Genomic DNA, 13773 nt, shown 5'->3' with positions numbered 1-13773 from the left:
CACAGTGGCGCTCTCTTGTTATCAGGGGCTGGTTATCAGGGGCTTGCTATTCGGGGCGAAGGCTCAGCGGCTGGCAGGCCCGGCCGGTTTGCCAAACAGCACCGCGAGTTTTTGTCGCCATGGCAGGCCACGGGCGTCGCGCAGCATGTCGCGCCATTCGTGGAAGGTGAGGGTGAGGGGGTTGAAGCTGTGGATCGGTTTGGTGATGCCAAAGCGGCACGGTTCGGCCGGATCTTCCTCGACAAAGGTGCCAAACAGCCGATCCCAGATGATCAGCACCCCGGCGAAGTTGCGGTCTATGTATTTGGCGTTGCTGGCGTGGTGCACCCTGTGGTGGGAGGGGGTGTTGAAGAGCCACTCAAGCCAGCCGAGTTTGCCTACCACCTGGGTGTGGACGAAGAACTGGAAGCCCAGACTCAGCAGCACGGTGGCGACCACCGCCTCGGGCGGGAAGCCGATGACAATCATCGGGATCCAGAACAGCCACATGCCGGAGATCGGATACATCAGGCTCTGGCGAAAAGCGGTGGAGAGGTTGAGCCGCTCCGAGCTGTGATGCACCACGTGGGAGGCCCACAGCCAGCGCACATGGTGGCTGGTGAAGTGGAACAGCCAGTAGCAGAGATCCTGCAACAGAAACAGCAGTAGCACACTCCAGAGATTCATCTCGATATCGAACAACCGCCAGCCCCAGAGGGTGTCATACAGATAAGCAATAAAGATGGCCGCCAGCGCATCGCCCCCTTGGTGCATCAGGGCCAGGGCGGCGTTGGCGAACAGATCCCGCCACTGGTAGGTGGCGGTGGGAAAGGCCGCGCCATGTTTGCGCAGGTAGAGCATCTCCCAGCCGATAAAGGCCAGAAAAACCGGGGAGAGGTAGAGCAGAAGCAGTTGCACATCCATATGCGGCCATCCATTCAGAGCAATTGCTCTCCAGCATAAAGGATGGTTTTAATATTTCATTAACATTTTTCAGCCAACGAAGAGATGGCATGAAATATGGCTCGGCAGCAGAGGAAGGCGCAGTGGATGGCTATGCTTGATGCAGGCTTTTTCAGGAGGTGCTGGCTTATGCGCGTCTGGTGTTGCTTGTTACTGGGGTTGTGCATGATGGCGCACGCCAAGACCCGGGTCGAGATCCTGGCGGATGCCGCCTATCCCCCCTACTCCTGGCAGGAAGGGGAGGAGGTCAGGGGGATCTATGCTGACATCATCCGCGAGGTGACCTCTGCCATGCCTGACTATGAGGTGGTGCTCAAGCCCATGCCGTGGCGGCGCGGTCTGAGCATGGTGGAACAGGGGGCCGCCTTCGCCATCTTTCCACCCTACTACATGCCCGATACCCGCCCTTACATGTGGCCCTACTCCCAGCCGATGCTGGATGAAGAGCTGGTGGTGATGTGCGGCGCCAGTGTGGCGGCCAATACCCCGCAGGCCAGGTTTCCGCTCGACTATCATGGTTTACGCTTTGGCATGAACGCCGGTTTTGCCGTCGGCGGCGATGCCTTCTGGCAGGCAGTAAAAGAGAAGCAGATCGACGTGGAGGAGGTGAAAAGCAATCGGGAGAACCTGCTCAAGATTGTCCGCGGCCGGGTCGATTGCACCATCAATGATCGCCTCTCCCTGCTCTATGAGTTACTCAACATGATAAAGGCCGATCAGCTGGCGGTGGCCGATATGTCCCTGCTCAAACAGGGGCCGGTACTCAGCAAGGAGCAGGGGTTTCTCGGTTATAGCCGCAAGGGGGAGTACCCCTACAAACAGGCCTTTATCGACCAGTTTGACAAGGAGCTCTATCAGCTCAAAAAACGTGACGGGGTGAAAGTGATCGTGGAGCGCTATCTGGGAAAGTCCCCACGCTGAGCCGATGAGAGGGGCACTCGGGTTCAGCTGGGTTGAGTCTGCTCAGCGTGACACACAAGAAGAGGGACCTTGTGGTCCCTCTTCGTTTATCCAGCAGAGCGTGTTGGCTACAGCACCTGACTCAGGAACTGGCGCAGGCGTGGGGAGGGGGGATTGTCGAAGAAGTCGGCCGGTTTTTCATCTACCAGCAGTTCGCCACTCTCCATAAAGAGCACCCGATCCGCCACCTCGCGGGCAAAGCCCATCTCGTGGGTCACCACCACCATGGTCATTCCTTCGCGGGCCAACCCCTTCATCACATCCAGCACTTCCCCCACCATTTCGGGGTCGAGCGCACTGGTGGGCTCGTCAAAAAGCATGATGCGTGGCTGCATGGCGAGTGCCCGGGCAATGGCCACCCGCTGTTGCTGACCGCCGGAGAGTTGGGACGGGTAGCTGGCGGCTTTCACCGACAGCCCCACTTTCAGCAGCAGCGCCTTGGCTCTGTCTTCGGCCTCACGGCGCGACAGGCCACGCACCTTTTGCGGGGCGAGACAGATGTTGTCCAGCACCGTCAGGTGGGGGAAGAGGTTGAAGGACTGGAACACCATGCCCACCTCTTCCCGCAGCTTGTTGACATCGCCCGGCTCTGTCAGGCAGATGCCGTCGACTACTATGTTGCCGTCGTTGATGGTCTCCAGCTGGTTTAGGGTGCGCAGGAAGGTCGATTTTCCCGAGCCGCTGGGGCCGACGATCACCACTACTTCCCCTTCGGCCACCTGGGTGTTGACGTTCTTCAGGGCATGCACCTCGCTGCCGTAGAACTTCTCTACGCCGGTCGCTTTGATGATTGGATCAGTTGCTGCGCGCATATTTCGCCTCCAGAAAACGAACCGGGAAGGCGAAGGGGGTGCCGGTGATGGCTGCACTTCTCGACGCCCGTTGCACCTTGATGATGGGATCAGTTACTGCGTGCATATTTCACCTCCAGAAAACGAACCGGGAAGGCGAAGAGGGTGTCGGTGATGGCTGCACTTCTCGATGCCTGTTGCACCTTGATGATGGGATCAGTTGCTGCGTGCATATTTCACCTCGAGACGGCGTACCAGAAAGGAGAGGGTGCCGGTCAGCACCAGATAGAGCAGGGCCACGGTAAACCACACCTCGAACGGGCTGAAGGTGGAGCTCACCACCTCGCGCCCCGCCTTGGTCAGATCGGTGATGGAGATGACCGAGACCAGCGAGGAGTCCTTGATCAGGTTGATGAACTGGCCCGCCAGCGGTGGCAGTACCCGCTTGAACGCCTGCGGCAGGATGACATAGCGCATGGTCTGGGCCGAGGTCATACCCAGGCTGCGGCCCGCCTCCATCTGCCCCTTGTGAATGGAGCTGATGCCGGCGCGGACGATCTCCGCCACATAGGCACCGGTAAAGACCGCCAGCGCGGCGACCCCGGCGGTGAAGCGATCGAGGTTCAGCACGGTACCGATAAAGAAGTAGACAATAAAGATCTGCACCAGCAGCGGCGTGCCGCGGATGAGCTCCACATAGGTGATGGCCAGATTGCGCAGGGCGGGATTGGGGGAGAGGCGCGCCAGCCCGGCCAGGGTGCCGAGCAGGATGGCGAAGATGCCTGCCACCAGCGAGAGCTTGACGGTGACCCAGACGCCCCAGGCGATGGGGCCTGCGGTCCAGCTCAGTTGGGTGTCGAGGGTATCGCCACGAAAAACGGTATCCCCTTCGGCGACTTGTACGCCGGTGCTGGCGATGGCTTGCCGCACATTGGGGTCGAGATCGTCTTGCAGGAACAGCTTGCCTTTCTCGGCCTCGCTGGTGCCTGCAATCACGGTGCCGTCAAATTCGGCCAGATTCTTCTGTTCCGCCTGATAGGCGATGTATTGGGGAATGCGTTCCCAGCGCCAGGTGTAATCCACTGACTGGACAGCCTTGTAGATGCCGAATACGGCAACCAGCAGCATCAGCAGGAAAACCCCATGCCAGAGCAGCTGATTGGGCTGTTTTTCCATCTGTCTTGTCGGTTTGGGTGTGTGCACAGTCACAACCTCTTCTCGTTATTGTGTGGGGAGCTGCGTGGTGCAGGGGCGGCATGTGCCACCCCCAGGAGGTTATTTGAGTTGGTTCAGCCAGGCGTTGGATTCGAACCACTTCTTGTAGAGACGGTCGTAGCTGCCATCGCCCTTGATCTGGCGCAGGTAGTTATTGAACCAGTTGAGGGTGTCCTGATCCCCTTTGCGGATGGCCCAGGCCAGCGGCTCGAAGGTGAACGGCTTGTCGAGGTGCACCACGGCGCCCTGATTCTGGGAGGCGAAGATGGCGTTGTAGGGCAGGTCATAGACGAAGGCATCGACCTTGCCGTTGATCACTTCCAGCTTGGCGTCATCCTGGGTTTCAAACTGAAGCAGGGTGGCTTTCGGGATCAGGCGCTTGACCGCCTGCTCGCCGGTGGTGCCGAGCTTGACTGCAATCTTGTACTTGGGATCGTTGAGATCGGTGAAGGATTTGATTTCGCCCGCCTTCTCTTTGCGCAGGACGATGGTCTGGCCGACCACGATGTAAGGATCGGCGAAGTTGACCCGCAGATTGCGCTGGGGAGTGACGGTCATGCCGCCCATGATGACGTCGAACTTGTTGGTCAGCAGCGCCGGAATGATGCCATCCCAGGCGGTGTTGACGAACTCGACCTTCACGCCCATCTCTTTGGCGACCATCTTGGCGAGATCCACGTCAAAGCCGATGTACTGGCCCTGCTTGTTGGTCATCTCGAAGGGTTGATAGCCTGCATCGAAGCCGACTCGCAGCACACCGCGTTCGAGCACGGCATCCAGGGTGGAGGTAGGGGCTGGGGTCGGGGCCGCCGTGGCGATCCCGCAAAACAGCAGGGTAGAAAGAATCAGTTTTTTGATCATAAGTGACGTCTCTGTCGGTGGTGTGTTCGGCCTTGAACCTGATCCCGTGCGACTCCGTGGCACAAGAGACTGCTGCATCCGGCAACAGGCAAGACAGGATGAATGTCTTGAGCGGGACAAAAGCCCCATATGAGATGCTATGAATAGTGGTTGAGTGAAAAATGTACCAAAAACAGATTGTGTCAGAAGACTCAACAGGTTAGAGACATTTATTGCTCATGGCTTCATTCATAAAATCACACGAAAACAACATATCTATCTAATTGAGTGGGTTCAAGCCCAAATTATCCCCAAGACATTTTGTTACAAAGCCTGGGTGCCGCTTGCGGCTCTTATTGAGTTGCTGGGCTCCGTAAGAGGCTTTTTATGGGGTTAATACGAATATGCATTGGTGGGATATCACACTCATTGCTCTGTTTGTCAGCAAACGAACGGGCTTTATTGTGAAAACCATCAAGTCCCACTGGGTCTTGGCAAACGCTTCTCATATACTCAGTTACCCTCTCTGCATGGCTTTGGTATGGACGCCTCACTACTGCTTAAGCTGGATATTTTTACCTTGATGATCATGGCTTTGTGTGGCTATTGTCTCGGTTTCCTCACTCTTACCATCATTCGCGTTACCCACAACGATATTCCCGGTGTCGGGGTCTGGTGGTGGTCCAGTCTGTTTGCCATGCTGGGTCAGGCGGGATTTGCCAGCCTGTTGCTGACACCTACCCCCTATGGCTCCTGGGTGGGCAATGTCTTCCTGATTTTTCATGTGTCGTTGCTGCTGGTTGCCCAGCGCTGTTTCTTCCGTCAATCGCCGGGCTGGCCTGTCTGCTGGGGATTCATCCTGCTGTTTGCCGCCGTCATGACCTGGTCGGTTGCCATTGATGGCCGGATTGCGGTGCGGGTGATGATCAGCAGCGCCACTTTCCTCGTGCTCAGTACACTCATCATCTGGCAGCTCTGGCGTCACGGCCGACCCGATTATCAGGTGGCGGTCTGGGTGCTGATTGGCCTCAATCTGGTGCTGATTGCCATGACCCTGATGCGGATGTTTACCGTGTGGGGCGAGGTGATCGAAAGCCCGTTCCAGCGTCAGCTGTTCAACGTGTTGCCCTATGTCTCCATGCTGGTGGGTAGCTCCATGCTCACCTTCGGGGTGCTGCTGCTCTGCAACCAGCACCGGGCGCTGGAGCTGCGCTATCAGGCCAGTCATGATCCGCTGACCGGCTTGTTCAATCGCCGTGGTTTTATGGAGCGTCTGGCCCGGGGACGCCCTGCACAGCAGGGGGCGCTGGTGGTGCTCGATCTGGATGACTTCAAGCAGATCAACGATCGGCATGGTCATGAGGTGGGGGATCGGGTGCTGGAGCGGGTCGGGTTGGCACTGCGCGAGCTGGAAGGAGTATTGGCCAGTCGCTTTGGGGGCGAGGAGTTTGTGCTGCTGTTTCGCCATGCCACCGCAGAGGAGGCGATCGCCCGTTGTCAGTCACTGCGGGTTCAGCTTGCGGCCAGCGAGGTAGAGGGGATCCATATCACCGTCAGCATGGGTATTGCTCACTGGCAGGGGGAGTGGCACTTTGACAGCCTGTTCAGCCGTGCGGATGACGCTCTCTATCGGGCCAAGCGGGAAGGAAAGAACCGGGTCTGTCAGGCTGCCTGATGCAGGAATAGGTTCAGGAATAAAATCAGGGCGAGGTGATCCGCGCCCTGGCTGTTTCTGTTTGCCGGATATAGCTCGTCAGCTGCCACCCGCTACTCTGCATTTGCTTGAGCGGCTCTCGGTGCCTGCGCCTTGAGGAAGGGGAGCAGCAGCAGGGCCGAGACGCCCGCTGCTACCGAGATCACCACGAAGAAGCCGTTCCAGTGCCAGATCTCCATCACCTTGGCCAGCGGATAGCCCGACAGCGCCGCCCCCATGTAGGCAAACAGGCCGACAAAGCCGGTGGCCGCCCCCGCCGAATTTTTGTGGGAGCACTCCGCCGCCGCCATGCCGATCAGCATCTGGGGGCCAAACACGAAGAAGCCGATAGTAAAGAAGCAGGCCGCCTGCATCACATAGCTGAAGAAGGGCATCAGCCAGAGCGACCCCACCGCCAGCAGGATCCCCACCGCAAAGATGAGGTTCATCGGGCCACGGTTGCCGTTGAACAGCTTGTCCGATCCCCAGCCCGCCACCAGAGCACCGATAAAGCCCCCCACCTCGAACATGGAGATGGCCGAGTTGGCGCTCATCAGATTGAAGCCGCGCTGCTCGGTCATGTAGAGGTTGCCCCAGTCATTGATGGCGGTGCGCACCACATAGACCAGCACGTAACAGCAGGCGAGCAGCCAGATATAGGGGTTGCCGAGCACATATTTGCGCAGGATCTGGCGGTGGGAGAGCCCCGCATCCTGAGTCTGCTGGGCCAGCTCCATGGCATCCTTGCGCCACTCGCCCACCGACGGCAACCCCATGGCTGCCGGGGTATCCCGCAGCCGCCAGCAGAGGAACAATCCCGCGATGATGGCGATAAGGCCGGGCACTATCATGCCGTAGCGCCAGCCATGTTGCAGAGCGATGGTGCTGACGATAAGGGGAATGAGCGCCCCGCCGACGTTGTGGGCGGTGTTCCAGGCCGACCACCAGACACCGCGCTCGGTACGCGAATACCAGCTGGTGAGCAGCTTGGAGCAGGGGGGCCAGCCCCAGCCCTGGAAGAAGGCGTTGGCGACCCAGAGGGCAGCAAACATCCAGAGTGCCGACGAGAGGCCGAACAGTATGTTGATGACGCCAGTGGCCATCAGTCCGACACCCATGAAGTAGCGCGGGTTGGCGCGGTCACTGATGATGCCGGAGAAGAACTTGGAGCAGCCGTAGGTGATGTAGAACAGAGTCCACAGCATGCCGATATCGGACTTGTCCAGCATGCCGCTCGCCAGCATGTCCGGCATGGCGAAGTTGAAACTCTTGCGGGTGAAGTAGAAGACCGCATAGCCCAGATACATGGTCAGCAGCAGATGCAGCCGCCAGTGACGATAGGTGGCGTCGATCTCGGCCTGCTCGCGGATCGGCGGTTGCGCCGGTGCGCTTCTCATAAAGCTCAGCATGGGGCTCCTCCCTGATGAAGGGCGAGGTTACTCATGGCTCTCCTCCCGCTTGCGGCAGGGGAGATTGACCGTCAACTGGGTGCCGTGGACGCAGGAGAGCTGCAAGGTGCCTCCCAGCGCCTGCACCCGTTCGCGAATACCGAGCAGACCATAGCCCTGCGCCGCGCGGCTTTGCGGCAAGCCGCGACCATCATCCTCCAGCACCAGCTGCAGCTGTTCTTCACCGTGCCGCGTCCGGATTGTCACCGAGTGGGCGTTGGCATGCTTGACCACGTTGTTGAGCCCCTCCTGACAGACCCGAAACAGGGTGACCCGCTGGGCATCGGAGAGATCGCTGTCCGCCAGCTGCCACTCCAGCCGGGTGACGATGCCGTGGCGCTCCAGCTCCAGCTCTCTGAGCAGTGCCCGCACCGCCTGCTCCAGGGTCATGTCGTCGAGCTGGCGCGGGCGCAGGCGACCGAGCAGACCGCGCACCGCGTCGTAGATGCCAAGGGAGAGGGTATCGATCAGGGCGCTGCTCTGGCCCACTCCCGCATTGTCGGGGGCGAGGCGGCGCACTATGCCGGCCTGGGTACGAATGGCGGTGATGGTCTGGCCGATGTCGTCGTGCAGCTCGCGCGCCACCTCCTTGCGAATGCTCTCCTCGGTCTCCAGCAGTCGCTCGGTGAGCTGGCGATTGTGGGCAAGTTGGCGGGTCAGCGCCTGATTGAGCTCGCGCTGGCGCTGGATCCCGGCGCCCAGCAGCAGGCCGGTGAGACTCTGGGCCAGCAGGGAGAGCAGCAGATCGAGGGGATGATCGTGCCAGGCCTGGCTCGCCAGCAGGGCGATGGTGTTCATCAGGGTGGCGAGCAGCGCCCCCTGCCAGCCGTAGCGCCACGCCATGGCGATGATGGGGATGGCCAGACAAAACGGGGTAAAGCGCACCAGCGAGTTGGGCAGCCCCAGCTGCAGCCAGAGGCTCAGCACGAACAACAGCAGATACCAGACCAGATGGCGAAAGCGCCACTCCACCGGCTGATCCACCAGGGCAGGGCCGAGCGGCACCCAGGTGGCGCGGGTTAGGTAGTGCCAGATCAGCATGCAGGTGGAGGTGAGGGTGAGCCCGCCGGTGAGGGTGAGCAGCAGGGCCGAGAGGCCATCTTCTCCCGCCAGATGCCAGAGCAGGGATTGCAGCAGGGCTGCCACCGAGACGGTGGCGAGCAGCAACAGCAGTTGCTGCCAGTCGTTGCGCACCGGCTGGCGGCGGGCAATCAGCAGCGGCAGCAGGGTGAGCATGCTGCCGATCAGCAACCACTGCCAGTGGGGCAGCCCGACCTCCAGATTGATCCAGTAGAGCAGCCCCCCTTCGCAGAGCAGTAGCGGCAGCCAGTAGCGACCGGGACTTTGCAGCAGCAGGCCGAGACGCAGGCCGAAGGGGAACAGCAGCACCGCCAGTGCCGGGCCGCCCGCCAGATGCAGGCTGATGCTCCACAGACAAAACCAGCCGGCGGCAAAGATGAAGCAGGCCGCCAGCGTGATGGCGACATAGCTGGCAAGACGGTGGATCACCAGCTATCCAGCATGCGGTGGGCCAGCTCGACGTTGTTGCTGACCTTGAGCTTGTCCATCAGGTTGGCGCGGTGCACATGCACCGTCTTGGGGGAGAGGCCAAGCTGCTCGGCGATGCTCTTCACCTCCAGCCCCTGCGCCAGTAACTGGGCAATCTCCCGCTCCCGGTTGGTGAGGGGATCCCGGCTGCTGCTGGCCAGCTTCTGGGCGATGTCGGGGGTGAGGTAGCAGCCGCCGAGCGCGGCGGTGCGCACCGCGGCGATCAGCTCGTCCGGGCTGCAGCGTTTGGAGAGAAATCCCTTGGCACCGGTTTGCAGCGCCTGCTCGATGAGGGCGGGACTGTCGTGTACCGAGAGCATCACCACCGCCAGACCGGAGGGGAGCTGCTTGAGCAGATCCAGCCCCGACTTGTCTGGCATCGAGATGTCGCAGACGCAGACGCGGGCGCCACTGCCGGGCAGGCCGGCCAGCGCCTCGCTGGCGGAGCCAAATTCGGCGACCACCTGCAGGTCGGGCTCCAGATTGAGCAGTTGGGCAAAACCGGAACGGACGATCTGGTGATCGTCGATGAGGGCAATGTTTATCATGATGTCAGCCTGAAATTCAGTGCGTCATGACCATGACGCGGCCAACAAGATACCTGCCCCCCGAGTCAGGCTCAAGGGGCGGGGGGAATAGGGGGAAAATCGACCCGATAAGCAGGGGAAGCTTGATCGGGATCAGGCTGTGCGGGCTGGCCTCCCGGGTTGGCCTGCCCGCAACCGGGATCAGCGGTGCAGCTCGCCGGCCCGCTCCGGCTGATAGACCACCTCAAGGATCTCCACCTCGATGGTGCGACCGGCCGGGCCCGGCCAGGCGATGCTGTCGCCCACTTTCAGGCCAAGCAGGGCGCTGCCCACCGGTGCCAGCACCGAGATGTTGCTCTCGTCACCCTTGGCATCGCGCGGGTAGACCAAGGTGAGGCAGAACTCGTTGCCGCTGCTCTGCATCTTGAAGCGCACCTTGCTGTTCATGGTGACCACGTCCGGCGGCATGTCGGCCGGTTCGCGGATCTCGGCGCGGTCCAGCTCCTCTTGCAGGGCCAGATGCTGCGGGTGGTTGCCGAGCAGTTGTTCGATACGGTCCAGATCAAGGCTGGAGATAACCAGATGAGGTTGTTTCATAAGATATTCCTTATCAATAGCGCATAGGCCCATACCGGCGGGGGCAGGTTGGCCATCACACTGGGTGTTACAAAAATGGATTCAACAGGTTCAATCTATTGAAAATGCCATGCCCCCAAGCGACTCGCGGCCGAAGGAGCGAGGCGGGGGCTCAGCAGGGTGTGAGCTTGTGAGAGGAAATAGTGAATCTTTTCATGGGGCTACCATAACCATTCTGGACGGCTTTGGCAATTATCCTGACAAGTTTGTCAGGGTGCCTGGTAATCGTACTGCTTGATGATGCGGGCCAGGCTGCCGTCATCACGCATGGCGGCGATGGTGTCGCGCCAGCGTGTTGCCTCTTTGGCTGGAAAATGGGGGCTGGCCGCCAGGTAGAGCGCAGCCTGTTTCAGCGTTTCGCCGCGAACCAGATCCGCCAGCGGCAAGCCTGCCTGCAGCTGGTTGTAGCGGGCGCTGTTCCAGGCCACCGCCCAGCCCTGAATGCGGCCCCGAGCGAGCTTGCTGGCGTTGTTGACCTCTTCGGCCACCTCTTCCTGTTTGATCCGTTTGAACGGGAGCAGCAGGCTCTGGCCATAGGAGCTGCGCATCACGCCGATGGTGAGGCCGGGCATCTCACCGATTGTCAGCGGCTGGGGATGGTGCCGGCGATGAGTCACCAGTACGAAGGCCTCATCCAGCAAGGGGGCAATCCAGAGAAACAGCGGCTCACGCTGGGGGCTCCTCACCGGTGGCACCAACAGCACATCCTGCCGGTGCTGGGTCTGGCTGAGGGCGCGAGCCAGCGGCATCAGCTCGATGGTCAGTGGCTCTTTGAGACGGCGGGCCGCCTCCTCCAGCACCTCGATGGCCATGCCGCTCGGGGCGCCCTGGTGAGAACGGATCACGTAAGGCGGGATCTCGGCGGCGATAACCACTACAGCATGGGCTTCGGCAGTGGTGAAAAGCAGGGTGGAGAACAGTAGCAGGAGAGTGGAAATTCGCATGGCAGACCTGATCCGGGATGAGTACACATAGTGTAACATCCCGCAGAGACAAGTCAGCCCGCTATGGAGCCTCATTTCAATCGAAGAAGTCCCGCAGATCGAGCGTCTGATACCCCTCCAGCTGTTGCCAAGGCAAATTCTTGGGCAGCGTTTTTAGGGTCACCTCCATCCGGTAGCTGCGATAGCCATCGAAGCTTGCCGACTCCACCACCAGCGGCAGCTGCCAGCGACTCGACCAGAGGATACGGGTGCGCTGGTTGCCCTCGCGTTTTTCATACCAGCGCGCCTGTTCGGGGGCCATCTCATCAAGGGGCGTCATCTCTTGCAGCAGGGCCGGATTGATGAGGTGGCGGATCCGCGGCCAGTCGGGTTTGAAAGCCACCTGACCGAACTCCTCCTCCGGTACCTCCACCAGCTGGTTGTGCCAGCTGTCGGCGTAGCGCAGTTGCAGCATCCCCTGCTGGTCGCGGGTTACCCAGCGCGCCGCCATCTGGTGGGTAAAGTGCTTGTGGCCGGGCGTGGCGTCGTGAGTGGCGTGATAGGCACGGGCAAGGGGGAGGGGAATGAGCCGCTGGCTCCACACCTGATTGCCCACGCGCAGCCACTTCTCTTGCCAGACACTCTCTCTAGCGATGCCATCGCTGCCGGTGTTCCGGTCGTGATAGCTGATCCGGGCGGCGAGATCCGGGGGCGTGTCGTCAGCATGCAGGGGGAAGGCGAGGGTGCTGCCAAGCAGCCATAACGAAAGCAAAAGTCGCATCATCATCTGTCGCTCGAAAGAGCCGGGGCCCGAGCCGCTGAGTCGATTGCTCAGATGCACCCGGGCCCCTGCTGCTTACAGGCCGAGCGCCTCCCGCAGTTTGCCAAACACCTTGGTGTTATCCAGCGTGCCTTTGAAGCGGTTGCTGCCGGCGCCATCGGCAAACAGCATCACATCGCCGCCGCCGTGGGTTTCCGATGCCAGCTTGACGCCGGTCTCCTGCAGATAGTCATTGGCCATCACCTGATCGCTGGTGAGGACCGGGCGCACGGCCGCACGATTGGGGCCGTTACCGAACACCAGGGTGGTGAAGGGCTTGCCATCCACGTCGTTCTGGGTCGAGCCATCGCCATTTTTCACCAGATCCAGCACCGGATTGCCCTTGGCGGAGTAGCCGTTAATGGTCATGGTGTGGTCATGGTCGGCGGTGACCACGATCAGGGTATTGTTGAGATCCACTTTACCCAGCGCCGTCTTGACCGCCTCATCCAGTGCCACCGCGTCGGTGAGCGAGCGCTTGGCGTTGGTGCCGTGCAGGGCATGATCTATCCGGCCGCCTTCTACCATCAGGAAATAACCCTGACTGTTCTTGCTCAGCAGGTCGATCGCCTTGGCGGTCATCTCGGAGAGGGACGGCTGGGTATTGGCAGCCCCTTTGGCGACCCGATCCAGTTCGTAGTCCAAGTGGGATTTGCTGCTGAACAGACCGAGCACCTTGCCACTGGTTACCTTGGCCAGTTCACTTTGGGTGGTGACATAGCTGTATCCCTGTGCCTTCATCTCCGCGGTCAGGTCGCGGTTGTCATTGCGACCGCCCTTGTTGCTGGCGCTGTAGGGGGTCCAGTGGTTGGCACCACCGCCCATCAGCACATCGACCCCATCCCCAAGCGCCTGGTTGAAACCAGTTCCTCCCGGAACAGCTTGTGCAGCGATGTCATAAGCGGCATCCCGATGGCAGATGTGGGCGTAGGTAGCCGCCGGGGTAGCGTGGGTCAACTCGGTAGTGGTGACGGCCCCGACCGATTTGCCTGCCGCCTTGGCCAGCTCCAGGATGGTGGGCACCGGCTTGCCGTTATCGCTGCTGCAATTGTTGACGGTTTTGTTGCCATTGACATCTTTGCCGGGGGCGACGGCTTTGGTGTCGCTGCTCATGGCGATCACCTCGTTGTTCATCTTGACCCCGGTGGTGTAGGCCGCCATGGAGGGGGCCGAGTCGGTGGTCTGGGCATCGTTGGAGAAGGTCTTGATGCGGGCACTGCGCGGCAGTTTCATCATCTCCAGATTGCCCTCTTCTCCCACCTTGAACAGGCGGGTGGCGGTGAGCACGGTGGGCCCCATGCCATCACCGATAAAGAGAATGACGTTTTTGGCATCACCGGCCTGTGCCTGGGAGGTTGCGCCCAGTGCACTGAACAGGGCGGCGCAGACCAGCGTGTGCTTGATGGATGTGTTCATCTTTTTGCTCATGA

Annotated in this window: 15 protein-coding genes; 2 read left to right on the top strand and 13 right to left on the bottom strand. The window is 60.6% G+C overall.

Going from position 1 to position 13773, the window contains the following annotated elements; translation table 11 throughout:
* Positions 1-63: 63 nt before the first annotated feature.
* Entirely contained in the window at positions 64-903 is an 840-nt protein-coding gene (locus ACTG1P_RS05265; protein ID WP_440000675.1) for a sterol desaturase family protein, read from the bottom strand.
* A 168-nt stretch (positions 904-1071) separates the two neighbouring features.
* On the opposite strand from ACTG1P_RS05265, the gene ACTG1P_RS05260 reads away from it, so the two are divergent.
* Entirely contained in the window at positions 1072-1863 is a 792-nt protein-coding gene (locus ACTG1P_RS05260) for a substrate-binding periplasmic protein (protein WP_005350714.1), read from the top strand.
* A gap of 107 nt (positions 1864-1970) precedes the next feature.
* Here ACTG1P_RS05260 and ACTG1P_RS05255 read toward each other — a convergent pair whose 3' ends face one another.
* From ACTG1P_RS05255 to ACTG1P_RS05235, 5 genes are all read right to left on the bottom strand, one after another.
* Positions 1971-2714 carry an amino acid ABC transporter ATP-binding protein gene (locus tag ACTG1P_RS05255; protein ID WP_440000674.1) on the bottom strand — a complete coding sequence of 248 codons (744 nt, stop codon included), beginning with the start codon at positions 2712-2714 and terminating at the stop codon, positions 1971-1973.
* A complete protein-coding gene (locus tag ACTG1P_RS05250; protein ID WP_265177235.1) occupies positions 2698-2820 on the bottom strand; it encodes a hypothetical protein in 123 nt (40 codons plus the stop codon). Before ACTG1P_RS05250 ends, ACTG1P_RS05255 begins: the two co-directional genes overlap by 17 nt.
* Positions 2804-2926, bottom strand: coding sequence for a hypothetical protein (locus ACTG1P_RS05245; protein ID WP_005350727.1), 123 nt, complete (start codon positions 2924-2926; stop codon positions 2804-2806). Before ACTG1P_RS05245 ends, ACTG1P_RS05250 begins: the two co-directional genes overlap by 17 nt.
* Positions 2910-3869, bottom strand: coding sequence for an amino acid ABC transporter permease (locus ACTG1P_RS05240; protein WP_167566449.1), 960 nt, complete (start codon positions 3867-3869; stop codon positions 2910-2912). Before ACTG1P_RS05240 ends, ACTG1P_RS05245 begins: the two co-directional genes overlap by 17 nt.
* A gap of 99 nt (positions 3870-3968) precedes the next feature.
* The gene (locus ACTG1P_RS05235) at positions 3969-4769 is read right to left on the bottom strand and encodes a transporter substrate-binding domain-containing protein (protein ID WP_005334079.1); all 801 of its coding nucleotides are present in this window, start codon (positions 4767-4769) and stop codon (positions 3969-3971) included.
* Between the two features lie 520 nt (positions 4770-5289).
* On the opposite strand from ACTG1P_RS05235, the gene ACTG1P_RS05230 reads away from it, so the two are divergent.
* Positions 5290-6423, top strand: coding sequence for a GGDEF domain-containing protein (locus ACTG1P_RS05230; protein WP_440000673.1), 1134 nt, complete (start codon positions 5290-5292; stop codon positions 6421-6423).
* 92 nt (positions 6424-6515) lie between these two features.
* Here the strand turns inward: ACTG1P_RS05230 and ACTG1P_RS05225 are convergent, their stop codons facing one another.
* From ACTG1P_RS05225 to ACTG1P_RS05195, 7 genes are all read right to left on the bottom strand, one after another.
* Positions 6516-7850 carry an MFS transporter gene (locus ACTG1P_RS05225; RefSeq protein ID WP_440000672.1) on the bottom strand — a complete coding sequence of 445 codons (1335 nt, stop codon included), beginning with the start codon at positions 7848-7850 and terminating at the stop codon, positions 6516-6518.
* Positions 7851-7877: 27 nt separating this feature from the next.
* A complete protein-coding gene (gene uhpB, locus ACTG1P_RS05220) occupies positions 7878-9398 on the bottom strand; it encodes a signal transduction histidine-protein kinase/phosphatase UhpB (protein WP_440000671.1) in 1521 nt (506 codons plus the stop codon).
* The gene (gene uhpA / locus ACTG1P_RS05215; protein WP_440000670.1) at positions 9395-9985 is read right to left on the bottom strand and encodes a transcriptional regulator UhpA; all 591 of its coding nucleotides are present in this window, start codon (positions 9983-9985) and stop codon (positions 9395-9397) included. The genes uhpB and uhpA overlap by 4 nt, the downstream gene beginning before the upstream one ends.
* A 180-nt stretch (positions 9986-10165) precedes the next feature.
* Positions 10166-10561 carry a nucleoside diphosphate kinase regulator gene (gene rnk / locus ACTG1P_RS05210; RefSeq protein WP_005334070.1) on the bottom strand — a complete coding sequence of 132 codons (396 nt, stop codon included), beginning with the start codon at positions 10559-10561 and terminating at the stop codon, positions 10166-10168.
* 248 nt (positions 10562-10809) lie between these two features.
* A complete protein-coding gene (locus tag ACTG1P_RS05205; RefSeq protein ID WP_439988807.1) occupies positions 10810-11544 on the bottom strand; it encodes a substrate-binding periplasmic protein in 735 nt (244 codons plus the stop codon).
* Between the two features lie 76 nt (positions 11545-11620).
* The gene (locus ACTG1P_RS05200) at positions 11621-12307 is read right to left on the bottom strand and encodes a hypothetical protein (protein WP_440002282.1); all 687 of its coding nucleotides are present in this window, start codon (positions 12305-12307) and stop codon (positions 11621-11623) included.
* Positions 12308-12379: 72 nt separating this feature from the next.
* Positions 12380-13771 (bottom strand): alkaline phosphatase, encoded by a 1392-nt coding sequence (locus ACTG1P_RS05195; RefSeq protein ID WP_440000669.1) that lies wholly within the window; start codon positions 13769-13771, stop codon positions 12380-12382.
* Between the last annotated feature and the right edge of the window lie 2 nt (positions 13772-13773).

It is taken from the genome of Aeromonas sp. 11P, assembly GCF_051920165.1.
GTDB lineage: Bacteria > Pseudomonadota > Gammaproteobacteria > Enterobacterales > Aeromonadaceae > Aeromonas > Aeromonas veronii.
Note: the sequence above shows the minus strand (reverse complement) of the source record. Positions and strands in the feature narration are given on the sequence as shown.

What these genes read in the sequence shown, in the direction of transcription:
- ACTG1P_RS05260 (WP_005350714.1), top strand. Translation starts at nt 1,072, where the DNA reads ATGCGCGTCTGGTGTTGCTTGTTACTGGGGTTGTGCATGATGGCGCAC.
- ACTG1P_RS05240 (WP_167566449.1), bottom strand. Translation starts at nt 3,869, where the DNA reads ATGGAAAAACAGCCCAATCAGCTGCTCTGGCATGGGGTTTTCCTGCTG.
- ACTG1P_RS05200 (WP_440002282.1), bottom strand. Translation starts at nt 12,307, where the DNA reads ATGATGCGACTTTTGCTTTCGTTATGGCTGCTTGGCAGCACCCTCGCC.
- ACTG1P_RS05235 (WP_005334079.1), bottom strand. Translation starts at nt 4,769, where the DNA reads ATGATCAAAAAACTGATTCTTTCTACCCTGCTGTTTTGCGGGATCGCC.
- ACTG1P_RS05205 (WP_439988807.1), bottom strand. Translation starts at nt 11,544, where the DNA reads ATGCGAATTTCCACTCTCCTGCTACTGTTCTCCACCCTGCTTTTCACC.
- rnk (WP_005334070.1), bottom strand. Translation starts at nt 10,561, where the DNA reads ATGAAACAACCTCATCTGGTTATCTCCAGCCTTGATCTGGACCGTATC.
- uhpA (WP_440000670.1), bottom strand. Translation starts at nt 9,985, where the DNA reads ATGATAAACATTGCCCTCATCGACGATCACCAGATCGTCCGTTCCGGT.
- ACTG1P_RS05225 (WP_440000672.1), bottom strand. Translation starts at nt 7,850, where the DNA reads ATGCTGAGCTTTATGAGAAGCGCACCGGCGCAACCGCCGATCCGCGAG.
- ACTG1P_RS05255 (WP_440000674.1), bottom strand. Translation starts at nt 2,714, where the DNA reads ATGCGCGCAGCAACTGATCCAATCATCAAAGCGACCGGCGTAGAGAAG.
- ACTG1P_RS05250 (WP_265177235.1), bottom strand. Translation starts at nt 2,820, where the DNA reads ATGCACGCAGTAACTGATCCCATCATCAAGGTGCAACGGGCGTCGAGA.
- ACTG1P_RS05230 (WP_440000673.1), top strand. Translation starts at nt 5,290, where the DNA reads ATGGACGCCTCACTACTGCTTAAGCTGGATATTTTTACCTTGATGATC.
- ACTG1P_RS05265 (WP_440000675.1), bottom strand. Translation starts at nt 903, where the DNA reads ATGGATGTGCAACTGCTTCTGCTCTACCTCTCCCCGGTTTTTCTGGCC.
- ACTG1P_RS05245 (WP_005350727.1), bottom strand. Translation starts at nt 2,926, where the DNA reads ATGCACGCAGCAACTGATCCCATCATCAAGGTGCAACAGGCATCGAGA.
- ACTG1P_RS05195 (WP_440000669.1), bottom strand. Translation starts at nt 13,771, where the DNA reads ATGAGCAAAAAGATGAACACATCCATCAAGCACACGCTGGTCTGCGCC.